This window comes from Oleomonas cavernae, assembly GCF_003590945.1.
GTDB classification, from domain to species: domain Bacteria; phylum Pseudomonadota; class Alphaproteobacteria; order Zavarziniales; family Zavarziniaceae; genus Zavarzinia; species Zavarzinia cavernae.
In genome coordinates, this window is record NZ_QYUK01000008.1 from 511,489 (window position 1) to 538,209 (window position 26,721).

Here is a 26,721-nt window from a genome sequence, read left to right on the forward strand (position 1 = left end):
CCATGACGCCAAGCTTTTTCCTGGAACGCCTGCGCGCCCGGACCCCCGACATGCTGACGCTGCTCGAGGCCCTGGTGCAGCAGGACTCCGGCTCCCATGACATCGCGGGCGTGAACGCGGTCGGCGCCCGCCTCGCCCAGGAATGGCGTGCCCTGGGCTTCATCGAGGAACGCCGCGCGGTTCCCGGCCGCGGCGACCTGCGCCTGCTCAGGCGCCTGTTCCCCGGCCGGGGCCGCCTGCTGATCCTCGGCCACCTCGACACCGTGTGGCCGGCGGGCACTGCCGCGACGTGGGGCTTCGCCCAGGACGGTCACCATGCCCATGGCCCTGGCGTGGGCGACATGAAGGGCGGCCTAGTCATGGCCCTGTTCGCCCTGCGCGAACTGCTCGCCGCCGGCTTCGAGGGTCTCGCGGAGGTTGCCTGCCTGCTGGTGCCGGACGAAGAACTGGGATCGGTCGGATCCCGCGCCCATATCGAGCGGGAAGCGGCCCGGTCGGACTGGGTGCTGGTCCTGGAACCGGCCAGGCCCGGCGGCGGCGTCATCGTCGGCCGGGGCGCCGTCGGGGCCCTGATCGTCGAGGCGCGGGGCCAGGCCGCCCACGCGGCGGTGAACCCCGAGGCGGGCCGCAGCGCGCTGAAAGCGCTCGCCGCCCTCGTGGCCCCCATGGAGGCCCTGACCGACCTTGCCGCCGGCACGGTCGTCACCGTCGGCATCCTGCGCGCCGGTTCTGCCCGCCAGGTCGTGCCCGACCACGCCGAAATGCACGTCGACCTGCGCAGCGCCCACGCCGCCGGCGCCACCCGCCTGATGACCGCAATCGCGGCTATCCTGGATCAGGGCCGCCACGACGGCATCCGCCTGACGACAACGGGCGGCTTCACCCGCCCGGCGTTTCCGCGGGCCGCCGGCGACGCCCTCTACGAAATCTATGCGCAGGGTGCCGCCACGCTCGGCGTCGGCGCCCCGGCGCTGACCACCAGCGGTGGCTCCGACGGCAGCTTCGCCGCCGCCCTGGGACGCCCGACCCTGGACGGTCTCGGCCCGGTCTGCACGGACACCTGCAGCCCGCGCGAACATATCGCCATCGCCAGCCTGGCGGAACGCGGCGCCCTCTTCGCCGCGCTCGTCGCCCGGCTGCCGGACATCAGGCCGGTCTCGCGCTCGGCGCCTCGGTGATCGCCGTCCTGAGCGAAAATAGGGGCAACCTTCCCGATGGCCCTGGCCCCGCCCTCACCAGACCCCCGTGTTGGCCATCGACGCCCAGGGTTCGGCCGGGGCCAGCGCCTCGCCCTTCTGCAGCAATTCGATCGAGATCAGGTCCGGCGAGCGGACGAAGGCCATGTGGCCGTCGCGGGGCGGGCGGTTGATGGTGATGCCGGCCGCGGCGAGCCTGGCGCAGGTGGCATAGATATCGTCGACCTCGAACGCCAGGTGGCCGAAATTGCGGGCCGAGCCATAGTCTTCAGTATCCCAATTGTAGGTCAGCTCGACCAGCGGCGAGGTCTGGCCGTCGCCGCTCAGATCGTCGGGCGCGCCCAGGAAGATCAGCGTGAAACGGCCCCGGGCGGATTCCATGCGGCGCACCTCGCGCAGGCCCAGGTGATCGCAGAAGAAGGCAAGCGAGGCATCCAGATCCCGAATGCGGATCATGGTGTGGAGATAGTGCATTGGCGGACTCCTGGTGAAGCAACCCTTCGACGCGCGACAGCTTGAGCGATTCCGGGTCGACGGTCGAGCGCTGCGGCCTAGCGTGCGCCCCCGGCGCCATAGGCCTCGCGCAGTTCCCGCTTGAGGATCTTGCCGATCGCGCTCCGCGGCAAGCTGTCGACGATCAGCACATCGGCCAGGCGCTGGGTCTTGCCCAGGCGGGCATTGGCGAAGGCCTTCAGGGCCTCGGCTTCGACCGTCGCCTCGGGCCGCACCACGACATAGGCGACCGGCGTCTCGCCCCAGGCCTCGCTGGGCACCCCCAGGACCGCGCTCTCCAGCACCGCCGGATGAGCCGCCAGCTCCGCCTCCAGGTCGCTGGGGTAGATGTTGAAGCCGCCCGAGATGATCATATCCTTCTTGCGGTCCAGCAGGGTCAGGAAGCCGTCGGCATCGAAACGGCCGACGTCACCCGTGCGGATGTAGCGGAAGCCCTCGGGGCTGAGCCATTCGGCCGCCCGCGTCTTGTCGGGCTGGTTGTGATAGCCGGCCATCATCGCGGCGGAACGCCCCACGACCTCGCCCGCCTCGCCGGGCGGCACTTCCCGGCCCTCGTCGTCGATCAGGCGGATGTCATGGCCGGGCACGGGCCGGCCGACCGTGTGCAACTTTCCCGGATACTCGTGGGCCAGCAGCATGCAGGTGCCGCCGCCCTCGGTCATGCCGTAGTATTCGACCAGGCCGCCCGGCCAGCGCTTCAGCACGTCGGCCTTGAGCTCGGCCGCGAAGGGGGCGCTGGTCGAAAATTTCAGCCGGAAGCTGGAGAGGTCGTAGGTGTCGAAATCGGGCCGCGCCATGATCCGGCGATACTGCACGGGGACCAGCATGGCGTGGGTCGCCCGGTGCCGGGCTGCCAGCGCCAGGAACGCCGCCGCATCGAATTTCGCCATCAGCACGGCAGTGCCGCCCACGGCCAGGGTGGGCAGGAAGCTGACCAGGGTGGTGTTGGAATAGAGCGGCGTCGAGACCAGGGTGACCGAGTCGCGGTCGAAGACCACGCGGCGGAACTGGCTCCAGCGCATGCCGTGCGGCTGCACGATGCCCTTGGGCGTGCCCGTAGTGCCGGACGAATAGATGATGTTGAACGGATCGCCCGGGCCGATCTCGACCGGCGTGGGCAACCGGCCCGCCGGCGCCAGCCAGTCTTCCAGCGGCTGGCCGGCAGGAGACCCGTCGAGCGACACCCGCCGGGCCGTGATGCGATCGGCCACCGGGGCCAGGAGCTGCGCCACGCCGGCGTCGAGGAAGACGATGCCGGCGCCGCAATCGGCCAGCATGTCGGCCAGGCTCTCGGGCGTCGACGACGGCGCCAGCGGCGCCACCGCCGCACCGGCCCGCAGGGTGCCCAGGAAGGCGGTGGCATAGGCGATGGATGTGGTCGCACAGATCGCCGCGACCCCGCCCTTGCCGACGCCGTCACGCTGCAGGGCCGCGGCGATACGGTCCAGCCGGGCGTTCAGGCCGCCGTAATCCAGGCCTTCGTCATTCTGCGCCAGGGCGGTGTGGCGCGGCTGGGTCGCGCCATGGGCGGCGATCAGGGCATCGAGCGTACAGAAATCGAGATTGAACAGGTCTTCCGGTGACAAGGCGGTCCTCCATCGCGTTGCCCCATCATAGCGTGCCCGAGCCGGTGCACGAGCCCCTTGCCGGTCAACCCGCCGCCGCGGTCGGCGTCTGCCTGGCTTCGTCGGCAATCCAGGCCTTGAACAGGCGAACGGCGCGCTGCCGGCCGGCCTCCCGCCGGTGCAGCAGATAATAGGCGTGGGCGGGTTTCATCGTCTGCGGCGTGGCCATGACGAGCCGCCCGGCGGCCAGTTCGCCCTGGGCCAGGAACAGGGGAATCAGCGCGATGCCCATGCCCGCCGCCGCCGCTTCCGCCAGCATGAAGAAATGCTCGAAGGAGAGTTGCGGCACCTTGTCGGGCGGTTCCAGGCCGAAGGGCGCCAGAAACTCGCGCCAGGCGCCCGGACGCGTGGCGTGATGGAGCAAGGGGTGACGCAACAGGCCCGCCGGCGCCTCGATCCTGCCGCCGGGGCCGAGCCGCGACGGCGCACACAGGGCGGCCACCTCCTCCACCATCAGGCGTTCGGCCACGACATCGCCGAATGGCGGAATCCCTAAGCGGATGGCAATTTGGGCCCGGTCCGTGGACAGGTCGATCGGGCCGTCGCCGGCGGTCAGGTCGACGAAGATATCGGGATGGGCCGCCTGGAAGGCCGGCAGCCGCGGGATGAGCCAGCGCATGGCCAATGTGGGCAGCACGTTGATCGAGAGCACGTTGCTTTCGACCGACCGGCGCACCGCCCGGCTGGCGACGGCGATTTGGCCGATCGCTTCGCTGACCTCCCGGTGATAGGCGGCGCCGGCCGTGGTCAGGATGAGATTTCGGCCCTGCTTGGCAAACAGCGCCACCCCCAGGTCGGCCTCCAGCGCCTGCATCAGCCGGCTTACCGCGCCCTGGGTCACGCCAAGCTCCGCGCCAGCCACGGTGAAGCTCAAGTGCCGGCCGGCGACGGCAAAGCAGCGCACGGCATTGAGGGAGGGGAGGCGTGTCGTCGGCATGGTCAATGAGTTTAACTCATTGATTGGCGTTGAGAAGTCGCTTGTCTTTGCCAGCCCCTTGGCGCTTCGATGAGACGCTTTTCCGATTTGACGCAAGGCCCCCCCGATGACCGCCCTCACCCCTTTCCACATCGCCTTTCCAGTCGACGATCTCGCCGCCGCCCGCCACTTCTACGGTACGGTCCTGGGCTGCCCGGAGGGGCGCAGCGCCGACACCTGGATCGATTTCGACCTGTTCGGCCATCAGATCGTGGCCCATTACAAGCCCAAGGCGGCCGCGGCCGAGAGTGCCCACCACAACCCGGTCGACGGCCACGACGTGCCGGTGCCGCATTTCGGCGTCGTGCTGGAAATGCCGACCTGGGAAGCCCTGGCCGAGCGCCTGAAGGCAGCCGGCACCAGCTTCGTGATCGAACCCTATGTCCGCTTCAAGGGCCAGGTCGGCGAGCAGGCGACCATGTTCTTCCTGGACCCGGCCGGCAACGCCCTGGAGTTCAAGGCCTTCGCCGACCTGTCGCAGATTTTCGCCAAGTAGGGCCGGTTCCGCCCGATCAGCCGGGCGTCACCGCGGGGCGCCCACGGCGCGCCCCGTCCCTGCCGGCTTGGGCAGCCCCTGGTGCGCCGCGCAGATGGTGGTCAGCCGGTCCAGCACCTGGGCACCGGCGGCACCGGCCCGGCCGCTTGCCGCCTCGACGTGCAGCAGCATCTGTTCGGCACTGGCGACGCAGAAATCGTCACGTGAGCGGACGATCCGGTGGAACAGGTGCAGGCGCTTGGCGTCGACTGAGAGGATCTGCGTCGCCACATGCAGCCCCTCGCCCATCTTGGTTTCGCCCCGATGCATGATGTGGGTCTCGACCGTGTAGTAGGAGCCCTTGGCGGCGAGATAGGCCTGGTCGAGGCCGATATGACGCAAGAGTGCGTCGGTGGCGTCGCCAAAGACCTGGAGATAGCGGTATTCGGTCATGTGGCCGTTGTAGTCGATCCAGTCGGCCGGCACGGTAACCTCGTGCAGCACCAGCAGGCCATCGGCAGCCTGCGCCTTCGAGACCGGTGCGGTGGCGGCCATCAGGGCCTGGTGATGGCGCTTGACCACGGCACCGGCGCCGTAATCCTCGCTGCGCAGGCCGGCCAGGACCGAGACCAGGCAATCGTCGCGCAGGGCCTCGAGTTCGCGGATCGAGACGCCCTTGGCCTGGTCATCCGACTGGCCTGCTACCGCGTCGACCAGGGCATCGGTCAATTCCGGGGCTTCCAGCTTGGTCCAGGGCAGTTTCAGGGCCGGGCCGAACTGGGCCAGGAAGTGGCGCATGCCCGCCTCGCCGCCGGCCAGGCGGTAGATCAGGAAAGTCCCCATGAAGGACCAGCGCAGGCCGGCGCCGTAACGCACCGCGTCGTCGATCTCCTCGGTCGTGGCGACGCCGTCGTTGACCAGCCACAGCGCCTCGCGCCACAGGGCTTCCAGCAGGCGATCGGCAATGAAGCCGTCGATTTCCTTGCGGACGTGGAGCGGGTGCATGCCGATCGCGGAGTAGAAGGCCGCGGCGGTTTCCTTGGCCGCAGCACCGGTCTTCTCGCCGCCGCAGATCTCGACCAGGGGCAGCAGATAGACCGGGTTGAACGGGTGGCCCACGACCAGGCGTTCGGGATGGGCCATGTCGGCCTGCAAGCTGGTGGGCAGCAGGCCCGAGGTCGAGGAGCCGATCACCACATGAGGCGGCAGCACCGCGTCGATCGCGGCCAGCACCCGGCGCTTCAGATCTTCGCGCTCCGGCAGGCTTTCCTGCACGAAATCGACGCCCGCCACCGCGGCCTCCGCCGTCGCCGCGATGGTGACCGTGCCTTCACGCAAGGCAAGGCCGGGGAACAACTTGCCATAGGCGCGCCTGGCATGGGCGATGACGGTGTCGAGCTTGCGCGCGATCTCAGGGTCGGGATCGAAGACCTGGACATCGATCCCGTTGAGGACCATGCGCGCGGCCCAACCGGCCCCGATGACACCGCCGCCGACGATGCCGGCCCTCTTGATCGCCATGATGCTCTCCCTCAACGCCTACTCAGTGCTTGACCAGCTTCAACTTCGCCCGCACGTCGGCGGGGGTCAGGATACGGGCGCCCATCGCCTTCAGGATGGTCACCGCCCGTTCCACCAGTTGCCCGTTGGAGGCGAGCACGCCCCTATCGAGATAGATATTGTCCTCGAGTCCGACCCGGACATTGCCGCCGGCCAGCGCCGCCATGGCGACGAAAGGTAACTGGTGGCGTCCGATCGAGAAACCGCTGAACACCGCGTTCTCCGGTATCTGGTGGACCATCGACATGAAGGTCAGCGGGTCGTCCGGGGCGCCATAGGGAATGCCCATGCACAGTTGGATCATGACGGGATCGTCGAGCAGGCCTTCCTTGATCAACTGCTTCACGAACACCAGGTGGCCGGTATCGAACACTTCCAGTTCCGGGCGCACGCCCAGGTCCTGCACCCTGGCCGCCATGGTGCGCAGCATCGAGGGCGTGTTGGTCATGACGTAGTCACCGGCGGCGAAATTCATCGTGCCGCAATCGATGGTGCAGATTTCCGGCCGCAGTTCCTCGACATGGGCCAGGCGCTCCAGCGGGCCGATAATGTCGGTGCCGGCGGGATCGAGCGGCAGCGGCCGTTCGCCCTGGCCGAAGATCACGTCGCCGCCCATGCCGGCGGTCAGGTTCAGCACCACGTCGGTATCGCTGGCGCGCACCCGCTCCACCACTTCACGATAGAGGGCGACATCGCGGGCGGCCTTGCCGGTCCTGGGGTCGCGAACGTGGATATGGGCGATGGCGGCACCCGCCCTGGCTGCCTCGATCGCCGCATCGGCGATCTGGGCCGGGGTCACCGGCAGGTCCGGGTGCTTGTCGGCGGTATCGCCGGCACCGGTCACCGCGCAGGTGACGAAGACATCGAAATTCATGGGTCCACTCCCCTCGGGCACTGGACCTGATGATAGGGGCGGCCGACAGCGGCCCCTTGACGGCGACCGACCATCACTTTGCCCCAGGCGACACGGGCCCCATGTCGTTTTTGGTATGATCGATTTTACGCAGCGTGCCACACTGCGGGTCACGCGACGCCACAGTCCCCAATGAAAAATCGGGAAACGCCATGCTGGAACCAGAAATCGCGGCTTTCGTCGAACGCTCACAAAGCTTCTATCCGCCGGGGGCGGAGGCACTGTCCATTGCCGAATCGCGGCGGCGCTACGATGCCTTGTGCGCCGCCTTCACCCCGCCCCGGCCGCCCGGCGTCACCACCACGGAATATGCCCTCGACCTGCCCGATCGGGCGGTTCCCCTGCGCCTTTACCAGGCCGGCGCCCCGCGCGGCACCGTGATCTACCTGCACGGCGGCGGCTTCATCCTGGGCTCGCTCGACAGCCATGATCTGGTCACGGCGCGCCTGGCCGCCGATACTGGCGCCGCGGTCCTTGCCGTCGACTACCGCCTGGCCCCGGAACACCCCGCCCCCGCCGCCTTCGAGGATTGCCTGGCCGTCGCGCGGGCCGCACTCGACGGCGACCTGCCTGGCCCCGTCGTGCTGGCCGGCGACAGTGCCGGCGGCTGCCTGTCGGCCAGTGTCGCCCTGGCCCTGCGCGATGCTCCCGCCGCGCGCAAGATCCAGGGGCTCGCCCTGATCTATCCCTGCCTGGGGTTCGAGCCGGCGCTGCCCGCCGCGGTCGAGGAAGCCGGGGCCCCCATGCTGACCCTGGCCGAGATGCGGGCCTGCCGCGAAGCCTATCTGGCCGGCCGGCCGCCCGGCCCCTACGACTTTGCCCTGGATCATGCCGACCTGCGCGGCCTGCCGCCGACCCTGGCCCTGGCGGCCGAGCATGATCCCTTGCGCGACGACGCCCGCCTGTTCGTCGAACGGCTGCGCGCGGTGCGGGGAGTCGGGGAGTACTGGCTCGGCCCCGGCCTCGTCCACGGCTGCTTGCGGGCCATGCGGACAAGCCCGACCGCGGCCGCCCTCTATGACCGGATGGTCGAATTTGTGAAGGCGAGGCTGAGCGCGCAGGAAAATTGATCAATGTCGCCCCGGGCAAAGATCGAGGTCGCTTCCCGTCAGATCGATCCGCCCAACCGTGCCTACCATTCGACCATGCGCAGGCCCCAACGTGGGTTTGTGGCGCCGCAATAGGCAGACACGGGGACTAGAAGATGACCAAGCCTGACGCATTCGGCAGCACCGGCTTCGATCGCCGCACCTTCCTCGCCGGCACCGCCCTGGTCGGCGCGGTCTCGCTCCTGGGCCTCAGGCCCGCCCGCGCCGACACGCCCAAGGCCGGCGGCAGCTTGAAGATCGGCATGTCGGGCGGCGCCACCGCCGACAGCCTCGATCCCCGCACCTATACCGACTGGGTGCCGACCAATATCGGCTACCAGCTCATGAACGGCCTGGTCGAGATCGACGCCAACAACAAGGCGACGCCCGAACTGCTCGAGTCCTGGGAAGCCAAGCCCGGCGCCATCGACTGGATCTTCAATGTCCGCAAGGGCGTTACCTTCTCGAATGGCAAGACGCTCGACGCCGACGACATCATCTATTCGATCAACCTGCACCGGGGCGACACCACCTCGGCCGCCAAGGCGGTGCTGGAGGATATCGTCGACATCAAGAAGCTCGACGCCAACCAGATCCTGGTCTCGCTGAAATCCGGCAATGCCGACCTGCCCTACCTGCTGTCCGACTATCACCTGATGGTGGTGCCCAACGGCTTCGCCGACTGGGCCAAGCCGATCGGCACCGCCGGCTACGTGCTGGAGAGCTTCGAGCCCGGCGTGCGCGCGGTGACCAGGAAGCAGGGCAGCTATTGGAAGGCCGGTTGCGGCCATGTCGACGGCATCGAGACCCTGGTGATCAACGATACCGCGGCGCGCACCAATGCCCTGCTCTCGGGCCAGGTCGACCTGATCAACCGGCTGGACGCCCGCACCGTCGACCTGCTGGCCAAGAAGCCCGGCGTGCAGGTGGTGCGCTCCTCGGCCGGGCAGCATGCCTGCCTGGTCATGAACACGACCCTGGCCCCCTATTCCAACAAGCATCTGCGCCTGGCACTGAAATACGCGATCGATCGCCAGAAGGTGATCGACACGGTCCTGAAGGGTTACGGCGTAATCGGCAACGACCACCCGATCCCACGCACCAGCCCCTATTTCAACGGCGACCTGCCCCAGCATACCTACGATCCCGACAAGGCCAAGTTCCACCTGAAGGAAGCCGGGGTTTCCGACCCGAAGTTCCAGCTCGCGGTGGCCGAGGCCGCCTTCACCGGTGCCACCGATACCGGCGTGATCTTCCAGGCGACCGCCGCCAAGGCCGGCATCGCCCTCGACGTGAAGCGCGAGCCGTCCGACGGCTATTGGGACAATGTCTGGATGAAGGCGCCCTTTTGCGCCTCCTACTGGGGTGGCCGGCCGACGCCGGACCAGATGTTCTCGATCGCCTACAAGTCCGATGCCAAATGGAACGACACGGCCTGGAAGAGCGAGGCTTTCGACAAGCTCCTCATCGAGGCGCGGGCCGAACTGGACGAGGCCAAGCGCAAGACCATGTACGGCGAGATGCAGCGCCTGGTGTCCGACGACGGCGGCGCCCTGATCCCCATGTTCATCGACTACCTGGAAGCCGGCACGGCCCGGGTGAAGGGCATGGGACCGCATCCCATGTTCGACTTCATGGGCCAGCGCATCGGCGAGAAGGTCTGGATCGAGGCGTAACCCCTGCCCCCTCGACTCGTCATCCCGGCCTCGCGCCGGGACGACGAGACAGGGCTTTTTGAGAAGGACGCCGCATGTTCCGCCTCGTCGCCGGACGGATAGGGCTTGGGCTGCTGACACTGTTCGCGGTGTCGGCCCTGCTCTATCTCGGCACCCAGATGCTGCCGGGCGACGTGGCGAGCGCCCTGCTGGGCCAGCAGGCAACGCCGGAAACGCTGGCCGCCCTGCGTGAAAAACTGGGCCTGAACGAGCCGGCCTGGCTGCGTTTCCTCCACTGGCTGTGGGGTGCCGTTCAGGGCGACCTCGGCAACTCGCTGGCCAACGGCCGGCCGATCGCGGCGGAGTTGCTGCCGCGCCTGGGCAATACCCTGTTCCTCGCCTCATACGCCGCCCTGCTGGCCGTGCCCCTCGCCGTCGGGCTGGGCATCCTGGCGGCGATCCGGGCCGACGGCATCGTCGATAGGGTCGCCACCACCTCGACCCTGATCGCGATCTCGGTGCCGGAATTCTTCGTGGCCTATGTCCTGGTCATCATCTTTGCCTCGGAACTGGGCTGGCTGCCCAGCCTGGCCACGGTCTATCACACCATGGGCTTCCTCGAGCGGCTCTACGTCACCACCCTGCCGGCGATCACCCTCACCCTGGTCGTGGCCGCGCACATGATGCGCATGACCCGGGCCTCGATCCTGGCCGTCATGTCCTCGCCCTATATCGAGATGGCGACGCTCAAAGGTCTGCGCCGCCGCCGGGTCGTGGTGCGTCACGCCCTGCCCAACGCGGCCGCCCCGATCATTGCCGTGGTGGCGCTCAACCTCGCCTATCTGGTGGTCGGCGTGGTGGTGATCGAGGTCGTCTTCGTCTATCCCGGCATCGGCCAGTTGATGGTCGATGCGGTCTCCAAGCGCGACCTGCCGACGGTGCAGGCCTGCGGCCTGATGTTCGCCACCACCTTCGTTACCCTGAACACCCTGGCCGACGTGCTGTCGATCCTGGTCAACCCGCGTCTGCGGCACAAGCGCTGAGGGCCGGCCCATGAAGCATCGCCCCACCACCAGCGCCTGGATCGGCATCGCAATCCTCGCCGTGATCGTGCTCGCCGCCCTGTTCGCCCCCTGGGTCGCGCCCAATGGCGAGGCCGACCTGGTCGGCGGCGTCTGGGACCCCCCGGCCGGCGAATTCCTGCTGGGCACCGATGCGGTCGGGCGGGACATGTTCTCGCGCCTGGTCTGGGGTGCCCGCACCACCATCGGCATAGCGCTCGCCACCAGCCTGCTGTCTTTTGCCCTCGGCACCATGGCGGGCTTCACCGCGGCGGCGCTGGGCGGGGTCGCCGATGCGATCCTGTCGCGCATCGTCGATATCCTGCTGGCCGTGCCCTTGCTGATCTTCGCGCTGATGGTCCTGTCGGTCCTGGGCACCTCGATCCCGGTGATGATCGGCACCATCGCCGTGCTCGACTCGACGCGGGTGTTCCGCCTCGCCCGCGCGGTCGCCATGAACATCTCGGTGATGGAATTCGTGCAGATCGCCCGACTGCGCGGCGAGCGGCTGGACTGGATCATCCGCCGCGAAATCCTGCCCAGCGCCATGCCGCCGCTGATCGCGGAATTCGGCATGCGCTTCTGCTTCACCTTCCTGTTCATCGCCTCGCTGAGTTTCTTGGGGCTTGGCATCCAGCCGCCCGATGCCGACTGGGGCAGCATGGTCCGCGAGAATGCCCAGGCGATCAATTTCGGCGGCTATGCCCCCCTGTTCCCGGCGGCGGCGATCGCCCTGGTGACCATCGGCATCAACCTGATCGTCGACTGGATGCTGTCGCTCCACGCCCGCCCCGGCGGCGTGCAAATGGAGCTTTAGGTCCATGAACAAGGCGATCCTGACCATCGAGGGCCTGCGGGTCGAGGCGGCGTCCGGTGCGGTGCTGGTCGACGGTGTCGACCTCGAACTGGCCCGGGGCGAGGTGCTGGGCCTGATCGGCGAAAGCGGGGCCGGCAAATCCACCATCGGCTTGGCGGCCTTGGCCTATGCCAGGGCCGGCTGCCGCCTCTCGGGCGGCACCATCCGCCTGAGCGATACCGAGCTGCGCGGTGCCGGTGGCGATGGCCGGCGGCGCATGCGCGGTGCCCGTGTCGCCTATATCGCGCAGAGTGCCGCCGCCGCTTTCAATCCGGCCATGACCCTGATGGATCAGGTCGTCGAAGGCCCGGTACGCCACGGCCTGGCGACCCCGCTGGAGGCGCGGGCCTGGGCGATCGAGCTGTTCAAGGCCCTGGACCTGCCGGATCCCGAGCATTTCGGCGATCGCTATCCCCACCAGGCCTCGGGCGGGCAGTTGCAGCGGGCCATGGCGGCCATGGCCATGTCGTGCCGGCCCGACGTGCTGGTGCTGGACGAGCCGACCACGGCGCTGGACGTCACCACCCAGATCGAAGTGCTGGCGCTGCTGAAGAAACTGATCCGCGAGCACGGCACCGCCGCCCTCTACATCACCCACGACCTCGCCGTGGTGGCCCAGGTGGCCGACCGGATCATGGTCCTGCGCCATGGCAAGATGGTGGAATTGGGTGATACCACCACGATCCTGACCAACCCCAGCACCGACTATGCCCGCGCCCTGGTCGCCGAACGCCGGGCCGCCGGCAGCGTCGATCCGACCACATCGGAGACGGTGCGCAGCGTGCCCGTCCTGGAACTCGACCACGTCACCGTGCGCTACAACACCCTGAAGGCCGTCGACGATGTGAGTTTCGACGTCTGCCGGGGCGAGACCGTCGCCGTGGTCGGCGAGTCGGGTTCGGGCAAGAGCACGCTTGCCTATGCCATCGTCGGCCTGCTGGCCCGGCGCGAGGGCGCCATCCGTTACAAGGGCGCGGACCTGCCCCTGTCCTACAAGGAGCGCCGGGGCGAATCGCGCAACCGCATCCAGCTCATCTACCAATTGCCCGACGTGGCCCTCAACCCGCACCAGCCGATCGAGGAAGTGATCGGCCGGCCGATGTATTTCACCCGCGGCCTTTCGGGCACCGCGCTCAAGCGCCGGGTGGCGGAACTGCTCGACATGGTCGGCCTGCCCCAGGATTTCGCCGGGCGCAAGCCGGGGCAATTGTCCGGCGGGCAGAAGCAGCGCGTCTGCATTGCCCGGGCGCTGGGCGTCGAGCCTGACCTGGTGATCTGCGACGAGGTCACCTCCGCCCTCGACCCGCTGGTGGCCGAGGAGATCCTGAAACTGCTCCGGCAGTTGCAGGACGACCTGGGCCTGTCCTATCTGTTCATCACCCATGACTTGGGGACCGTCCGCCGCGTCGCCCACCGGGTGGTGGTCATGCTGAAGGGCCGCATGGTGGCGGAAGGGCCGACGGCGGAGATCTTCGACCAGCCGGAACACCCCTATACCAGGCGCCTGCTGTCCTCGGTGCCGGAAATGCGCACCGACTGGCTGGACGAGGCGCTGGCACGTAACCAGGCACGAGCATGAGCGTGATCGAACATCTGATGGTGCCCTTGAAGGACGGCACCCGGCTGGCCGCGCGCCTGTGGCTGCCGGACGGGGAAGCGCACCCGGTGCCGGCGATCCTGGAATATATCCCGTACCGGAAGCGCGACGGCACCCGCGGCCGCGACGAGCCCATGCATGGGTTTTTCGCGGCCCATGGCTATGCCGCGATCCGCGTCGACATGCGCGGTTCGGGCGAGTCCGAGGGCCTGCTCGAAGACGAGTATCTGGTCGAGGAACAGGACGACGCCCTCGAGGTCATCGCCTGGATCGCGCAGCAGGCATGGTGCAACGGCCATGTCGGCATGATGGGCAAGAGCTGGGGCGGCTTCAACGCACTGCAAGTCGCGGCGCGCCGGCCGCCGGCGCTCAAGGCCATCATCACCGTCTGCTCGACCGATGATCGTTTCAGTGACGATATCCATTACATGGGCGGCTGCCTGCTCAACGACAATCTGTGGTGGGGCAGCATCATGCTGGCCTATCAAGGCCGCCCGCCCGATCCGGCCCTGGTGGGCGAGGACTGGCGCCGGCAATGGCTGGAGCGGCTGGAACACATGCCGTTCTGGCCCGCCCTGTGGCTGAAGCACCAGCGGCGCGATGCCTATTGGCGCCATGGCTCGGTGTGCGAGGACTGGTCCGCGATCCAGTGCCCGGTCTTCGCCATCGGCGGCTGGGCCGATGCCTATACCAATGCCGTGCCCCGCCTGCTGGAACACCTGACCGTGCCGCGCCTAGGCGTGATCGGCCCCTGGGCCCATATCTACCCGCAGGACGCCGCCCCCGGCCCTTCTATCGGCTTCCTGCAGGAAGCCCTGCGCTGGTGGGATCACTGGCTGAAGGGTGCCGACACCGGCATCATGGCCGAGCCGCAATTGCGCGCCTTTGTCGAGGACTGGCAGGCACCGTCGACCAGCAAGCCCGACGCGAACGGCCGCTGGGTCGGCGAGCCGCGTTGGCCCAGCCCGGCGATCAGCCCCCGCACCTGGCATCTGGCCCCGGGTCGTCTTGCCGCCACCCCCGCGGCCCCCGCCAATCTTTCCATCCGCTCGCCCCTGTGGACGGGCATGGCCGCCGGCGAGTGGATGGGCACCGGCGTTGCCGGCGAAATGCCGGCGGACCAGCGCCTCGACGACGGCCTGTCCGTGGTCTTCGACACTGCCCCCCTGGCCGAGGCGGTCGAGGTGCTGGGCAATCCCGAACTGACCCTGACCTTGAGCAGCGACCTGCCCCAGGGCCAACTCGCCGCCCGCCTGTGCGACGTGGCGCCGGACGGCTCGTCCCTGCGGGTCAGCTATGCCGTGCTGAACCTCACCCACCGCCACGGCTCAGGCGAACCGCAGCCGATGGATCCGGGCAGGCCCGAGACCATCGCCGTGCGCCTGAAGGTCTGCGGCCACCGCTTCGCGCCGGGCCACCGCATCCGTCTCAGCCTGTCCAGTGCCTATTGGCCCCTGGTCTGGCCCGCCCGCGACCGGGCGACCTTGAGCCTGGAGACCGGCGCCAGCCGCCTGGTCCTGCCCTGCCGCGCGGCGAATCCCGATGAAATCGCCCCGGCCTTCGCGCCGCCCGCCCGCGGCCCGGCCACGCCGCAGACCATGCTGATGCCCAGCCACCTGGAACGCACTGCCTCGCTGGACCTGCTCAGCGGCGTGGCGACCTATGTCACCGTCGGCGAGGGCGGCCTGTTCGGCGAGGGCTTGCTGCGCTTCGACGAGATCGACACCAGCGTGAACCATTCCCTGCGCCGGTCCCTCACCATCCAGGCCGACGACCCGCTGTCCGCCACATCGGTCATCGACCAGACCTACGAGATGGGCCGCGACGGCTGGCGGATCGAAATCGAGACCACCACTAGCCTGACCGCGCAGGCCGACGGCTTCATCATCGAAGGCACCCTCATCGCCCGGGAGAACGGCGACGTCGTCCACCGCCGCAACTGGCAGCGGCGTCTTGCGCGCGACCATCTGTGATGCGCTATGGTGATCGGCACATGGCCACCAAGTCGGCCGGCGGGGTTACCGATCGCACCATGTACCAGCCCTATGAAGGTTCCGGGCCCGAGCCGATCGGCTTCCTGCTGATCCCGGGCTTCTCGATGATGGCCTTCTTCTCGGCCGTGGAACCCTTGCGCGTGGCCAACCGCCTGGCCGGCCGCCCGCTGTTTTCCTGGCATGCCTTCTCGGGCGACGGGGAACCGGTGGAGGCGTCCAACGGCATGCGCCTGATGGTCGAAGGCCCCGTCGCCGCGCTCAAGGGGGTGCCCACCCTGTTCACCGTCGCCGGTTTCGAGCCGCAGGTGGCCGCCACCAAGCGCCTGCTGGGGACCTTGCGCACCCTGGCGCGGGAGGGCCTGACCCTGGGCGCGCTCGATACCGGCGTGCACCTGCTGGCCAAGGCGCATCTGGTCGATCACGTCCGGGTCACCATGCATTGGGAGGCGGTCTCGGGCTTCCAGGAGGAATTTCCCGAGATCGAGGTCTCCGACGAATTGTTCGAGGTCGCCCCGGGGCGCATCACCTGTGCCGGTGGCACCGCGGCACTGGACATGATGCTGGACATGATCGGCGCCAAGCACGGGGCCGACCTGGCGGTGGCGGTATCGGAACAGTTCATCCACGACCGCATCCGCGACCGCCGCGCCCATCAGCGCATGGAACTGTCCAGCCGCCTGGGCGTCACCAATTCGCGCATCCTGAAAATCGTCGACGTCATGGAGCGCAACCTCGAGGCGCCCATCGGCAATGACGAGTTGGCGGCGGTCGCCGGGGTGTCGTCCCGGCAGTTGGAGCGGCTGTTCCGCCTGCACCTGACCACCACGCCCTCGGCCTATTACATGCGCCTGCGGCTGGAGCGGGCACGGCAGTTGCTGCGCCAGACCGACATGAGCGTGGTCGACATCGCCATGGCCGCCGGCTTCTCGTCGGCCTCGTGCCTGTCGCGGGCCTACCGCGCCCGCTTCGGCCGCCCGCCCCGCCAGGATCGCCATGAACTGCCCGCCGGCATGGGCGGCCAGGTCGATCAGGCGTCGCCTGCCGGCCCGCCCCGCGCCAGCACCCGGATGCGCGAGAGCAATTCGTCCCGGTCGACATAGCAGCCCTGCAGGTGGCGGGCGCCGCTCGCGGGATCGAACTCGGTGCGGGCGTGCAGCACCCGGCGATTGTCGAACACCCACATTTCGCCTGCTTCCAGCCGATGGACGACGCGGAAGCGCGGATCCCGCGTCATCGCCTGATAGCGGCGATAGGCGCGGTAGAACGGGGCGACCACCTCGGCCGGGGCATCGAGCGGTCCGCGCAGGAAGTTGGCGCAGCGCAGTTCCGCCACCTTAGCCGTTACCGGGTCGAGCGCGATGACGGGCGCCGAGAAGCGGTAATCGGTCCGGTCGTCCTTGTTCCAGAAGGCGACCGGCACCGTGGTCAGCAGGGCGAAATCCGCCGGGTGCTCCCGCGCCAGGGCATCGGCGATGGCAAAGCCGTCGACAAAGATGCTCTCGCCGCCGGTCGCCTCGTTGACCAGGCAGTGGAGGAATTGCAGGCCGGGCTGCAATTCCCGGGTCGGCAGGTCGGTATGCGGCGGCAGGTTGACGGCGGTGTAGGCGGCACTGTCGGGCTTGGGCTTCGACGCCACGTCGAAGATCACACCGAAATTGGTCTCGCGGACGAAGGCGATGCGCCGCGCCAGCGTCGCCACCGTATCCGGGGTCGTCGGCACGCCGTCGACCAGAACCAGGCCGCGATCGCGCAAGGTTACCAGCCAACCATGCAGCGCACCGTCGTCGGCCATCAATCGGCCATAGGGGAAGCGCGGCACGGGCGCCCCGGCCTGCCACAGCAGGGGCGCATCGGCCATGCGCCGTTCGGCGCGGGAGGCCTCGTCATAGGCACTGGCACGCAGCCAGCCCGCCCCATAGCGGCTGTCATGACCGTCGCTCCAGCGGACGTTCAAATCGCCGTTGCCGTCGAGCACCGCCCCGGCGACGGCAAGGTCCGTCGGTGCATCGGCGATCTCGAACATCTGCTCGCGGGTCAGGCGCTGGACGCAATCGGCGCAGGGGCAGTTGTCGCGCAGCCAATCGGCATGAAACGGGCTGATGCGGCCGTCGCTCCAGGCGGCATCAACGCGCCCGGGGGCAACGGTCAGGTGCCTGATGGCATGCGTCGTGGCAAAAACCCGCCAATCGGCAATGATGTCTCGTACCGCGTCCGTCCGCATCGCCACGCTCCATGACCAGGGCCACGAAGACGATAGCCTGCCCGCCGGCGGGCGGCGGGCCGGATTCCGTCATGCTTGGCGCAAAGCTCGACACCGGGCCGGCATTGGCGCCCGAACCGGCTCAAGGCATCTGCAGGCGCATGGTGAAGGCGACGATGGCGGCGCGGCTCTCCACCCCCAGCTTGTTCAGGATGTTGATGATGTAGGTCTTCACCGTCGCGACGCCGATGCCCAGAATCTGCGCGATGGTGAGATTCGATGCCCCATTATTGAGCAGGCCCACGACCTCGATTTCCCGCGGGGTCAAGCCATACTGCTTGGCCAGTGCCGTCATCAGGCGCAGGCGGCGCATCCTCGAATGCATCTTCAAATTGAATTCGAGGTAGCCACGCATGGCCTCCCAGTCGAACACATTGGCCGAGAACGGCGGGTCGCCCGGCCGCTTCAGAATACCTAGGAACGCAAAGGGCGCGCCATCGTGCCAGAACAGGAAGTCGACCTCGTCGACCAGGCCGTAAGAACCCAGGAACTCCGCATAGATGCGGTTGTCATCCGCCGAGCGGCGACAACGTTCCTGTTCAAGAACAGCGATCCTCTTTTCGCTGTTGAGCAGTTCGAAAATATTCAGCGGGTCATAGATATTCATACCGCCGAGGTAGCGGTCCATCAGGTCTTCCGGCATGCCGACCATTTCGACACCGGAAATGCTCTTGCGATCCTCGATCCAGAAGAACACGGTCGCGGAAGCATCCAGCGATGAACGACTGAACTGGAGGGCCTCTCTGACCATGGCCGTGGACATGTGGTCATCTGCCAGCAGCATGGGAAACTCCTCGACCAATATCGGCGGTTGCCGTCCGCGGACGCCGCTCGACTGGGGCTCCTCCTTAGCCGGATGTTTTTATCGGGAATAACCCGCAAATATCGTGCCATCGGATCGCCATCCGGCGATCCGGCCTGCGGGGTCAGGCGGCGTCGATATCGGGGGCGAGCACGCCGCCCTCGGGCAGGATCTGGCCACCGTCGACGATGATCGACTGGGCCGTGACATAGCCCGCCTCGTCGGAGGCGAGGTAGAGTACCGCATTGGCGATGTCGTCGACCGTGCCCAGGCGCTTGAGCGGCACGGACGCTTCCATCGCCTTCACGTGGTCAGGCCCGAGGCCGGCCAGCCCCTCGGTCAGGATATTGCCCGGCAGCACGGCATTCACCGTAATGCCCCAGGGCGCCAGCTCGACCGCGGCCGCGCGCATGAAGCCCAGTTGCCCTGCCTTGGAAGCGCTGTAGTGGCTCTGCCCCGGCACGCCGGTGTAGGGACCGGTAATCGACGAGGTCAAGACGATGCGCCCGGCCCGCCTGGCCTTCATGGTGGGCAGGCAGGCGGACACGCTGAGGAAGGTGCCCTTCAGGTTGGTGCCCAGGACATGGTCGAAGTCCGCCTCGGTCATGGTGTCGAGGCTGGCCATGGGAAAGATCCCGGCATTGGCGCACAGGATATCGATGGTGCCGTGCAGCTCGATCGCGGCCTGCGCCATGGCCTGGGCCTGGGCGGTGACCGAGACATCGGCGGCAAAGCCCTTGGCGATGCCGCCGGCGGCGACGATTTCGGCGGCAACCGCCGCGGCTTCGGCCAGGTTTCGCGAGACTACCAGCACCTTGGCGCCCACCGCGCCAAAGCGCCGCGCAATGCCGCGGCCGATGCCCTTGCTGGCACCGGTGACGATGACGCTGCGGCCGGTCAGCGGCGTCAGCATCAGGCGTCCACCGCGATGGCGGTGATTTCCAGCATCTGGTCGGGATGCACGAAGCCGCTGACCGCGAGGTGGGTGGTGGTCGGCCGGTGGTCGCCGACGAAGGCCTTGAACAGCGGCCCCCACACCTCCATGAGGTCCGCGAGCCTGGTCGTGTAGATGGTCAGGGCGGCCAGGTTGGACGAGGTGAACCCGTCGGCCGCCAGGCAGTCGCCGAGCACGCCAAGGACGAACGCGGTCTGGGCCTTCATGTCGTCCTTGCCGACCAGTTCCATCGCGGCAAGCGTGCCACGCAGGGGGGCCACGCCGGAATAATAGACGGTATTGCCCGCGCGCAGCGACTGCGAGAAGGAGAAGGCGTCGAAGACATCGGCCGCGAAATAGCCGCTCTCGGGATTGCTGGTGGTGATCATCACATTCTCGCTCGTTCAGGCGGCCTGACCGCCGCGCAGCAGCATGGCGGCGTCCTGCGCCTCGCCCGATTTCTTCTGCAGCATGTCGACATTGAAGACGGCGCGGACCTCGGGTTCCTTGATCACGGTCATGGGATCCTCGAAGTCACCCACGTAGCCCATGGCGAAGCAGCCCATCTGATAGCCCATGACCTTCAGCAGGTCTTCGGGCAGGGTCCGCGCGACCTCGAGCGGGCAGGCCAGGTACTGGTTCTCCTCCTGGCGCACCCAGCCCACGGCGTAGGTGATGTTGATCGCCTGGCGAATCGTGTCCGACTTGTTCTCACCCGCGCCGTGATAGACCTTGCCGGTATAGAACAGGGCCGAGCCGCGCTTCATCACCGCCGGAATCGATTCCTCGACGGCATATTCCTTGTCGGGCATCAGGTGGCTGCCGGGAACCACGCGGGTGGCGCCCATTTCCTCGGTATAGTCGGTCATGGCCCACAGCAGGTTGCACTGGACCTCGTAGTCCTGCGGGAAAGGGAAGAAATCCCAGGCGACCTGGTCGCGGTGGATGGGCTGCGCCTTGGAGCCGGGAAAGACGCTGATCACCTGAGTCAGGTGAAGCTGGAAGGCCGAGGCATGGGACAGGAACTTGCCCGCCGTCGCGATGGCCGTCGGGTTCATGACCAGTTCGCGCGCGGCGGCCGAGCGGGCGATCATGGCGCCCGTCCGCTTGGTCAGCTTGCCCACGAAATTGTCGTCGCCGTGCAGGCTGCGGTCGACATAGGGCTTCATTTGCGCCGCAATGCGGTCCATGAGCTCGCTCGAGGCCAGTTCGTCGACGATGGCATAGCCGTATTTGCGCAGGGAATCGACGACATCCCCGGGCGTGGCGTCAGGGGGCAGGTGGGGGGCGACTTCCATGGGTCCACTCCTCTATTCGGCAGGCTCGGCCATTTCGACGTCGCGCAGGAAACCCTGCAGCGCCTTGCGGTTCTTCGCGTTGTCCTGAAGGATGCCGCAGTTGTAGGGCACCCGCTTGTCGGGCTCGCGGATCGCGACCATGGGATCCTCGCCATCGCGCACGTAACCCAGTGAGAAACAGCCGAGCTGATAGCCCATGACCTTGAGCAGGTCGTCGGGCAAGGTGCGGGCGATCTCGATCGGGGTGGTGAGGAACTGGTTCTCCTCCTGCCTTACCCAGCCCACGGCATAGGTGATGTTGATCGCCTGGCGCAGGCGGTCGGATTTGTTGGCACCGGCGCCGTGGAAAATCTTGCCGGTGTAGAACAGGGCCGAGCCGCGCTTCATCACCGCGGGCAGGGTGTCTTCCTGGGTGTATTTCTTGCGCTCGGACAGGTGGCTGCCCGGCACGACCCGGGTGGCCCCCATCTCTTCGGTGTAGTCGGTCATGGCCCAGAGCGTGTTGCACTGGATGTTGTAGTCGAGGGGGAAGGGGAAGAAGTCCCAGGCGACCTCGTCCTGGTGCAGCTTCTGCGCCGGCTCGCCCGGATGGACGCTGATGATCTGGGTCAGGTGGAGCTGGAAGGCCGATGCCTTCTCCAGCACGATGCCGGCGGCCCCCAGCACGGTGGAATTCATGACCAGCTCGCGCGCGGCCGGCGAGCGGGCGATGAGCGCGCCCGTGCGCTTGGTCTTGAAGCCCAGCATGTTGTCGATGCCGAACATCGAATCGTTCACGTAGGGCCCCATCTCCTCGCCGATGCGGTCCATCAGCGCGGTGGGGACCAGTTCGTCGACGATGACATAGCCGTCACGGTTGATGCAGGCCGCGACCTGTTCGGGCGTGGCATCGGCGGGGAGGTGATTGAGCGACATGGTTGACTCCCGTGCTTTCGGTGGGCCAATGATCTATGTAACCAATCATATTCCCAGCACGCGACCGCGCCCATCCACCTTCGGGTGGATGTCACGAGGCGGGCTGGTCGGCGGCGAGCGCCGCGCCCTGCGCCTTGCGGGCACGGCGGTTGCGCAGGATATCCTCGAATTCGTCGTCGCCCAGGATGCCGTCGCGGCGCAAAGTCATGCACAGCACGATGACGGCGCCCAGGAAAAAACCGGTCAGGCCGAACATCGTGGGCAGCTTCTGCCCCAGGATGGTTGGGCCGTTCTCCAGGATGCGCGCCAGTTCCGAGCCCGCCGAGATCAGCGCGGTGCCGACGATGGTGCCCGAGACGCTGCGCATGCCGCCCAGGATCACCATGGCCATGATCAGGAAGGTCTGGGTGAAGTAGTAGCTGTTGGGCCCGATCGTGCCGAGGTAGGTCGCATGCAGCATCCCGCCCAGGCCGACCAGCCCCGCGCTGATCACCCAGGCCCGATGGCGCAGCCTCTCGACCGGCACGCCCATGGCGCGGGCGGCCAGCAGGTTGTCGCTGGAGGCGCGAAGCTGAAGGCCGCCTTCCGAATCCCGGAACATCTTGGCGACGAAGATCGCCACCGCGCTGGCGGCCACGGCCCAGGGCAGGCTGGAAGCGACGGGAATGCCGTAGAGCGAGCGGGGCCCGCGCGTCAGGTCGATCCAGGCGTTGAACACGACATAGCTGACGACCAGCAGCGCCAGCGTCAGGATTTCCGCCGCCGCCCCGCCCAGGCGCTTCAGGACGAAGCCGAATGCCCAGGCGATCGACGTGGTGATCAGCAAGGCGGCGACCACCGCCGGCGCCACGTCGAGATGGATCTCCGGCAGGCCGAAGGGCGCGTCGGGGATCAGCGTCTTCTTCAGCGACAGCGGGATGGTGAGCAGGGCCACCGCATAGGCGGCGATGCCCATGAAACTGACATGGCCGAAGCTGACCACGCCCGAATTGCCCATGAAGACCTGCAGGCCGACGGCGATCGTCAGGTTCATGAAGAAGGCATAGGCGATGCGCACCTGGAAGGGTTCGGCGAAGAGCAGCACGATCGCGCCGAACAGCACCAGGAGCAGGATCGGCAAAGCGGCATTGACACTGGTACGCAGGAACAGACTCATGCCTCTTTGTCTCCCAGTTCGACCTTGCGGCCCAGCAGGCCCTCGGGGAATACGACCAGCACCACCGCGACCGCGGTGAAGACGATGGCATCGCGGAAGGCCGTCACCTCCTGCGGCAGGAAGGCCTGCAGCATGACCTCGAAGACGCCCAGCGCCATGCCGCCCACCACCGCCCCCTGGAGCGACGTGAGACCGCCCAGGACGCAGGCGACGAAAGCCTTGAGCACGGGGACCGAGCCCATGAAGGGATCGATCGCGCCGCGCCGGCTGATGATGAAGACGGCGGCGAGGCCGGCCAGGAAGCCCGACAGGACGAAGGCCGCCTGAATCACCGAGTTGGCCTTGATGCCCATCAGGCGCACGGCGATGAAATCCTTGGAGGCGGCGCGCATGGCCATGCCCACCGTGGTCTTCTTCAGCACGAACAGCAGGGCGCCGATGGCGATCGCCGTGACCAGCGTCTCGAGGATCTGCAGAACAGGCAGGCGATAGGAACCGACCTCGACCATCGACGACAGCCAGCCGGGCGTCTCGACCGGCTTGGGCCGCGTGGCGACGAAGATGATGAAGGCGTTCTGCACCACAATGCTGACGCCGAAGGCCGTCAATATGCCCGTATTGGTCGAGGCATTCCGGATGTAGCGGAAGGCCACCTTCTCGAACACCACGGCAGCCACCATGGCGCCCGCGATGGCGATCGGCAGGGCGAGCCAGGGCGACGGCAGGAAGACGGAGGCGGTAAAGAAGATCGCATAGCCGCCGACGGTGATCAGCTCGCCATGGGCGAAGTTCACCAGGCCGATGATGCTGAAGACGATCGCCAGCCCCAGGGCCAGCAGCGCATATTCGCTGCCGACGCTGAGCGCGTTGATGACCTGCTGGACGAAATACTCCATGCCACTCCCCCACTCACACGTGGACTGGCGTCAATGGACGCCGGCGCCCAGATAGGCTTCCATCAGGTCCTCGGACTCGGCCATCATCTTGGCCTCGCCCTCGTAGACGAGCTGGCCGCTGGCCAGGATGTAGCCCCGGTCGGCGATGCGCAGGGCCTCGGTCGCGTTCTGCTCGACCACCAGCATGGTGAGGCCGGTCTTGCGCAGCTCGACCATCAGGTCGAAGATGCGGTCGACGATGCGCGGGGCAAGGCCCAGCGACGGCTCGTCCAGCATCAGCATCTTGGGGCGCGACATCAGCGAGCGGGCGATGGCCAGCATCTGCTGCTCGCCGCCTGACAGGGTCTTGGCGGTCTGGCGATAGCGCTCGCCCAGGATGGGGAACATCTTGAGATACAGGTCGATATCGTCGGCGATGCCCGCCTTGTCCTTGCGGATCGCGGCACCCAGGCGAAGATTTTCGGCGACGGAGAGATCGGCGAAGACGCGGCGGCCTTCCGGCGTCAGGGTCAGGCCCATGGTCACCACCGCCTCGGCCGGCTTCTTGGTGATGTCGGTGCCGTCGAAGTTGATGGCGCCGGCGGCGACCGGCAGGATGCCCACGGCGGCCGAGACCAGGCTGCTCTTGCCCGCGCCGTTGGGGCCGAGAAGGGCGACGATCTCGCCCTTCCCGACCTTCAGGCTGACATTCCTGACGGCCTTCACCACGCCGTATTGGACGACGATGTTGGAAAGCTCCAGCATCAGGGTGCGGGCACGTATTGCGGCAGGATGTGATCGACCAGGCTGAACGCCCCGTTCTTCACCTCGACGATCGCCATGCGCTTGATCGGCACGCCGCCACGGTCCTTGAAGGTGATCTCGTCGGTGGTGATCCCCTTCATGTCGGTGATCTCCTTGATCGCCGCATTGACCGCCGCCGGTTCGGCCGAGCCCGCCTTCTCGATCGCGGTCTTGATGATCAGCACCCCCTCGCCCGCCAGGCCGAAGAAGATGTTCTGGATCTGGTAACCGCGCTTGGTGCAGTCGGCGTAGAATTCCTCGAGCGCACTGCCCGGGGTGGGGAAGCCGTGGGTGATGAACTTGATCGCGGAGGCCGAGTCGCCGGCGATCTTCAGGATGCCGGCGTCGTCATAGCCGTCGGTCCCCATGAAGACGATGCTGCCCAGGCCCGCCGCCTTGAACTGGCGCGGGAAGACGCCGCCGTCGGGCGTGATGAAGCCGCCGAAGATGACATCGGGCTTGGGATCCATGGCCTGGATTTCGGCGAGCTGGGCGCTGTAATCGGAAAGGCCCGTGTTGAAGTTGATCTTCTTCAGGACCTTGCCGCCCAGGTGCGTGAAGGCGTCGCCGAAATATTCAGGCAGGGCAAGGCCGTAACTACCGATATCGCGGGTGATCATCAGCACGGCATTCTTATAGCCCAGCTTGATCGCGTATTCGGCGGCGGCGGCGGCCGACAGGTTGTCGCCATAGGGCACGAGATAGGCATTCTCGGGCTGGGCGGCGGGGAACTGCACCTGGGTGGAGGCGACCGAAAGCACGGGAATGCCCATGGGCGCCGCCAGGGCCGCGATGGGGATCGAGGTATCGTCGGACGGCGGCGACAGGATCGCGGTGGCCCCCAGGTCGATCAGTTCCTGGCCGGCGGCGGCGGACGCGATCGCATCGCTCTTCATGTCGCGGGCTTCCAGGCGCAGCTTGCGCCCCAGCACGCCGCCCTTCTCGTTGATCCGGTCGATCTCGCACTTGGCGCCGTCGACGCTGTCATAGGGCGCGTAGAGGCCGGTGATGGCGGCGGCGTAACCGATGATGATATCGTCGGCGGCAGCGGCGTTGGTCGCCGGCAAGGCCGATGCGCCGAGCGCCACGGCCAGCGAGAGCGCGCATACCTTCTTCATTGGAACCCCTCTTCGAATAAAGCCCACAGAACCCCTGGAAACCGGCCCCTACTTGCGGGCCTTGCGGCCCAGATAGATCTCGATCACCCGCTCGTCATGGCGCACCTCGTCGGGGATGCCGCTGACGATCACTTCCCCCAGATGCATGACGTAGAGGTACTCGCTGACCTCCATGATGAATTTCAGGTCGTGGTCGATCACGATCACGCCGCAGCCGAAGCGGTCGCGGATCAACTGGACGGACCCGATGAGCGCCCGCGACTCCTGCTCGTTCATGCCGGCGGCCGGCTCGTCCAGCAGCACCACGCGGGGCGACAGGGCGACCGCGCGGGCGATCTCGACCCGGCGCTGGTGGCCGTAGGGCAAGGTGCCGGCCTTGGCCTCGGCGATGCCGTCCAGGCCCAGGAGCTTCAGGATCTCGTCGACGCTGGGCGCCTTTTCCGCGCCCCTGGCGAGGCGCCGGCGGGTGATGCGCGCCACCTCGACGTTCTGGCGCACGGTCAGGCGCTTGAACAGGCGGATGTTCTGGAAGGTGCGGGCGATGCCGGCTTCCGCACAGGCGGCGGGCGAGGTTGCGCTGACCACCTTGCCGTCGAGATAGACGGCGCCGCCGGTGGGGGTCAGCGTGCCGGAAATCAGGTTCATCAGCGTGGTCTTGCCGGCGCCGTTGGGCCCGATCAGGCCGACGATCTGGCCCACCCGGCATTCGAGCGAGACGTCGCGCACCGCATAGATGCCGCCGAACTGCTTGGTCAGGCCGTCGACCACGATGCCGGATGCCGCCGACGGCTCGGCCTCGGGCGGGCGCTCGGCCGGGGCCGAGACAGCCAGCATTTCCGCGATATCCGCCTTCCGAAGTGCCTTCACCGCCTTGCCCTCGCCAGCCTGGAATTGCCAAAGTCCTGATTTTCAGACCAATAAGATCCCGCCATCAACCATCCGCACCGCAGACTTTGGTCGCATGGACCCGTCGGCCGGAATGCCTATTCCTCAAAAGAATGATTGATGACGGCTTGAATTGGCCATCCACCTTTCGGTGGACCGCTCCAC

At 67.4% G+C, this 26,721-nt stretch carries 25 protein-coding genes; 9 read left to right on the plus strand and 16 right to left on the minus strand.

The window, feature by feature from the left end; genetic code table 11:
• The first annotated feature begins 2 nt into the window (after window positions 1-2).
• A complete protein-coding gene (locus tag D3874_RS02715; protein ID WP_119776184.1) occupies window positions 3-1,178 on the plus strand; it encodes a M20/M25/M40 family metallo-hydrolase in 1,176 nt (391 codons plus the stop codon).
• 54 nt (window positions 1,179-1,232) lie between these two features.
• Here the strand turns inward: D3874_RS02715 and D3874_RS02720 are convergent, their stop codons facing one another.
• The 3 genes from D3874_RS02720 to D3874_RS02730 form a co-directional block, all read right to left on the minus strand.
• The gene (locus D3874_RS02720; RefSeq protein WP_119776186.1) at window positions 1,233-1,670 is read right to left on the minus strand and encodes a VOC family protein; all 438 of its coding nucleotides are present in this window, start codon (window positions 1,668-1,670) and stop codon (window positions 1,233-1,235) included.
• A 77-nt stretch (window positions 1,671-1,747) separates the two neighbouring features.
• Window positions 1,748-3,295: a class I adenylate-forming enzyme family protein gene (locus D3874_RS02725; RefSeq protein WP_119776189.1), complete on the minus strand. Its 1,548-nt coding sequence runs from the start codon at window positions 3,293-3,295 to the stop codon at window positions 1,748-1,750.
• A 64-nt stretch (window positions 3,296-3,359) separates the two neighbouring features.
• Entirely contained in the window at window positions 3,360-4,271 is a 912-nt protein-coding gene (locus D3874_RS02730; RefSeq protein ID WP_119776192.1) for a LysR substrate-binding domain-containing protein, read from the minus strand.
• Between the two features lie 106 nt (window positions 4,272-4,377).
• Here D3874_RS02730 and D3874_RS02735 point away from each other — a divergent pair, with 106 nt between their 5' ends.
• Window positions 4,378-4,806 (plus strand): VOC family protein, encoded by a 429-nt coding sequence (locus tag D3874_RS02735; RefSeq protein WP_119776195.1) that lies wholly within the window; start codon window positions 4,378-4,380, stop codon window positions 4,804-4,806.
• A gap of 27 nt (window positions 4,807-4,833) precedes the next feature.
• Here D3874_RS02735 and D3874_RS02740 read toward each other — a convergent pair whose 3' ends face one another.
• Entirely contained in the window at window positions 4,834-6,306 is a 1,473-nt protein-coding gene (locus tag D3874_RS02740) for a carnitine 3-dehydrogenase (RefSeq protein ID WP_119776198.1), read from the minus strand.
• 22 nt (window positions 6,307-6,328) lie between these two features.
• Window positions 6,329-7,219 (minus strand): BKACE family enzyme, encoded by an 891-nt coding sequence (locus tag D3874_RS02745; protein ID WP_119776201.1) that lies wholly within the window; start codon window positions 7,217-7,219, stop codon window positions 6,329-6,331.
• A gap of 191 nt (window positions 7,220-7,410) precedes the next feature.
• Between D3874_RS02745 and D3874_RS02750 the strand changes: the two genes are divergently transcribed.
• From D3874_RS02750 to D3874_RS31045, 7 genes are all read left to right on the plus strand, one after another.
• Window positions 7,411-8,328 (plus strand): alpha/beta hydrolase, encoded by a 918-nt coding sequence (locus D3874_RS02750; RefSeq protein WP_119776204.1) that lies wholly within the window; start codon window positions 7,411-7,413, stop codon window positions 8,326-8,328.
• 134 nt (window positions 8,329-8,462) lie between these two features.
• Window positions 8,463-10,022, plus strand: coding sequence for an ABC transporter substrate-binding protein (locus tag D3874_RS02755; RefSeq protein ID WP_119776206.1), 1,560 nt, complete (start codon window positions 8,463-8,465; stop codon window positions 10,020-10,022).
• A 74-nt stretch (window positions 10,023-10,096) separates the two neighbouring features.
• On the plus strand, window positions 10,097-11,044 hold the full coding sequence (locus tag D3874_RS02760; RefSeq protein ID WP_119776209.1) for an ABC transporter permease: 948 nt from the start codon (window positions 10,097-10,099) through the stop codon (window positions 11,042-11,044).
• Window positions 11,045-11,054: 10 nt separating this feature from the next.
• Complete coding sequence (locus D3874_RS02765; RefSeq protein WP_119776211.1) at window positions 11,055-11,879, plus strand: ABC transporter permease; 825 nt, start codon at window positions 11,055-11,057, stop codon at window positions 11,877-11,879.
• Window positions 11,880-11,883: 4 nt separating this feature from the next.
• Window positions 11,884-13,497, plus strand: coding sequence for an ABC transporter ATP-binding protein (locus D3874_RS02770; RefSeq protein WP_119776214.1), 1,614 nt, complete (start codon window positions 11,884-11,886; stop codon window positions 13,495-13,497).
• Window positions 13,494-15,488 (plus strand): CocE/NonD family hydrolase, encoded by a 1,995-nt coding sequence (locus D3874_RS02775; protein WP_119776217.1) that lies wholly within the window; start codon window positions 13,494-13,496, stop codon window positions 15,486-15,488. Before D3874_RS02770 ends, D3874_RS02775 begins: the two co-directional genes overlap by 4 nt.
• Window positions 15,489-15,508: 20 nt before the next feature.
• Complete coding sequence (locus D3874_RS31045; RefSeq protein ID WP_274380558.1) at window positions 15,509-16,609, plus strand: GlxA family transcriptional regulator; 1,101 nt, start codon at window positions 15,509-15,511, stop codon at window positions 16,607-16,609.
• Here the strand turns inward: D3874_RS31045 and D3874_RS02785 are convergent.
• From D3874_RS02785 to D3874_RS02835, 11 genes are all read right to left on the minus strand, one after another.
• Entirely contained in the window at window positions 16,537-17,730 is a 1,194-nt protein-coding gene (locus D3874_RS02785; protein WP_119776220.1) for a TauD/TfdA family dioxygenase, read from the minus strand. The genes D3874_RS31045 and D3874_RS02785 overlap by 73 nt on opposite strands.
• Before the next feature lie 121 nt (window positions 17,731-17,851).
• Window positions 17,852-18,553 (minus strand): helix-turn-helix transcriptional regulator, encoded by a 702-nt coding sequence (locus D3874_RS02790; RefSeq protein ID WP_119776223.1) that lies wholly within the window; start codon window positions 18,551-18,553, stop codon window positions 17,852-17,854.
• A 142-nt stretch (window positions 18,554-18,695) separates the two neighbouring features.
• The gene (gene fabG, locus D3874_RS02795; protein WP_119776225.1) at window positions 18,696-19,484 is read right to left on the minus strand and encodes a 3-oxoacyl-ACP reductase FabG; all 789 of its coding nucleotides are present in this window, start codon (window positions 19,482-19,484) and stop codon (window positions 18,696-18,698) included.
• Window positions 19,484-19,894 (minus strand): Rid family hydrolase, encoded by a 411-nt coding sequence (locus D3874_RS02800; RefSeq protein WP_119776228.1) that lies wholly within the window; start codon window positions 19,892-19,894, stop codon window positions 19,484-19,486. Before D3874_RS02800 ends, fabG begins: the two co-directional genes overlap by 1 nt.
• A 15-nt stretch (window positions 19,895-19,909) precedes the next feature.
• Window positions 19,910-20,803, minus strand: coding sequence for a phytanoyl-CoA dioxygenase family protein (locus D3874_RS02805; RefSeq protein WP_119776230.1), 894 nt, complete (start codon window positions 20,801-20,803; stop codon window positions 19,910-19,912).
• Window positions 20,804-20,815: 12 nt separating this feature from the next.
• Window positions 20,816-21,718, minus strand: a complete 903-nt coding sequence (locus tag D3874_RS02810) for a phytanoyl-CoA dioxygenase family protein (RefSeq protein ID WP_119776232.1) — start codon at window positions 21,716-21,718, stop codon at window positions 20,816-20,818.
• Between the two features lie 91 nt (window positions 21,719-21,809).
• Window positions 21,810-22,874 (minus strand): branched-chain amino acid ABC transporter permease, encoded by a 1,065-nt coding sequence (locus D3874_RS02815; protein ID WP_119776235.1) that lies wholly within the window; start codon window positions 22,872-22,874, stop codon window positions 21,810-21,812.
• The gene (locus D3874_RS02820; protein WP_119776237.1) at window positions 22,871-23,770 is read right to left on the minus strand and encodes a branched-chain amino acid ABC transporter permease; all 900 of its coding nucleotides are present in this window, start codon (window positions 23,768-23,770) and stop codon (window positions 22,871-22,873) included. Before D3874_RS02820 ends, D3874_RS02815 begins: the two co-directional genes overlap by 4 nt.
• 30 nt (window positions 23,771-23,800) lie before the next feature.
• Window positions 23,801-24,514, minus strand: coding sequence for an ABC transporter ATP-binding protein (locus D3874_RS02825; protein ID WP_119776239.1), 714 nt, complete (start codon window positions 24,512-24,514; stop codon window positions 23,801-23,803).
• Window positions 24,514-25,671: an ABC transporter substrate-binding protein gene (locus tag D3874_RS02830; RefSeq protein WP_119776241.1), complete on the minus strand. Its 1,158-nt coding sequence runs from the start codon at window positions 25,669-25,671 to the stop codon at window positions 24,514-24,516. The genes D3874_RS02825 and D3874_RS02830 overlap by 1 nt, the downstream gene beginning before the upstream one ends.
• A gap of 48 nt (window positions 25,672-25,719) precedes the next feature.
• Window positions 25,720-26,538, minus strand: coding sequence for an ABC transporter ATP-binding protein (locus D3874_RS02835; RefSeq protein ID WP_199698892.1), 819 nt, complete (start codon window positions 26,536-26,538; stop codon window positions 25,720-25,722).
• Between the last annotated feature and the right edge of the window lie 183 nt (window positions 26,539-26,721).

Coding starts and splice junctions, on each gene's coding strand:
- D3874_RS02715 (WP_119776184.1), top strand. CDS start 3: ATGACGCCAAGCTTTTTCCTGGAACGCCTGCGCGCCCGGACCCCCGAC.
- D3874_RS02720 (WP_119776186.1), bottom strand. CDS start 1,670: ATGCACTATCTCCACACCATGATCCGCATTCGGGATCTGGATGCCTCG.
- D3874_RS02730 (WP_119776192.1), bottom strand. CDS start 4,271: ATGCCGACGACACGCCTCCCCTCCCTCAATGCCGTGCGCTGCTTTGCC.
- D3874_RS02735 (WP_119776195.1), top strand. CDS start 4,378: ATGACCGCCCTCACCCCTTTCCACATCGCCTTTCCAGTCGACGATCTC.
- D3874_RS02740 (WP_119776198.1), bottom strand. CDS start 6,306: ATGGCGATCAAGAGGGCCGGCATCGTCGGCGGCGGTGTCATCGGGGCC.
- D3874_RS02745 (WP_119776201.1), bottom strand. CDS start 7,219: ATGAATTTCGATGTCTTCGTCACCTGCGCGGTGACCGGTGCCGGCGAT.
- D3874_RS02750 (WP_119776204.1), top strand. CDS start 7,411: ATGCTGGAACCAGAAATCGCGGCTTTCGTCGAACGCTCACAAAGCTTC.
- D3874_RS02755 (WP_119776206.1), top strand. CDS start 8,463: ATGACCAAGCCTGACGCATTCGGCAGCACCGGCTTCGATCGCCGCACC.
- D3874_RS02760 (WP_119776209.1), top strand. CDS start 10,097: ATGTTCCGCCTCGTCGCCGGACGGATAGGGCTTGGGCTGCTGACACTG.
- D3874_RS02765 (WP_119776211.1), top strand. CDS start 11,055: ATGAAGCATCGCCCCACCACCAGCGCCTGGATCGGCATCGCAATCCTC.
- D3874_RS02770 (WP_119776214.1), top strand. CDS start 11,884: ATGAACAAGGCGATCCTGACCATCGAGGGCCTGCGGGTCGAGGCGGCG.
- D3874_RS02775 (WP_119776217.1), top strand. CDS start 13,494: ATGAGCGTGATCGAACATCTGATGGTGCCCTTGAAGGACGGCACCCGG.
- D3874_RS31045 (WP_274380558.1), top strand. CDS start 15,509: ATGGCCACCAAGTCGGCCGGCGGGGTTACCGATCGCACCATGTACCAG.
- D3874_RS02785 (WP_119776220.1), bottom strand. CDS start 17,730: ATGCGGACGGACGCGGTACGAGACATCATTGCCGATTGGCGGGTTTTT.
- D3874_RS02790 (WP_119776223.1), bottom strand. CDS start 18,553: ATGCTGCTGGCAGATGACCACATGTCCACGGCCATGGTCAGAGAGGCC.
- fabG (WP_119776225.1), bottom strand. CDS start 19,484: ATGCTGACGCCGCTGACCGGCCGCAGCGTCATCGTCACCGGTGCCAGC.
- D3874_RS02800 (WP_119776228.1), bottom strand. CDS start 19,894: ATGATCACCACCAGCAATCCCGAGAGCGGCTATTTCGCGGCCGATGTC.
- D3874_RS02805 (WP_119776230.1), bottom strand. CDS start 20,803: ATGGAAGTCGCCCCCCACCTGCCCCCTGACGCCACGCCCGGGGATGTC.
- D3874_RS02810 (WP_119776232.1), bottom strand. CDS start 21,718: ATGTCGCTCAATCACCTCCCCGCCGATGCCACGCCCGAACAGGTCGCG.
- D3874_RS02815 (WP_119776235.1), bottom strand. CDS start 22,874: ATGAGTCTGTTCCTGCGTACCAGTGTCAATGCCGCTTTGCCGATCCTG.
- D3874_RS02820 (WP_119776237.1), bottom strand. CDS start 23,770: ATGGAGTATTTCGTCCAGCAGGTCATCAACGCGCTCAGCGTCGGCAGC.
- D3874_RS02825 (WP_119776239.1), bottom strand. CDS start 24,514: ATGCTGGAGCTTTCCAACATCGTCGTCCAATACGGCGTGGTGAAGGCC.
- D3874_RS02830 (WP_119776241.1), bottom strand. CDS start 25,671: ATGAAGAAGGTATGCGCGCTCTCGCTGGCCGTGGCGCTCGGCGCATCG.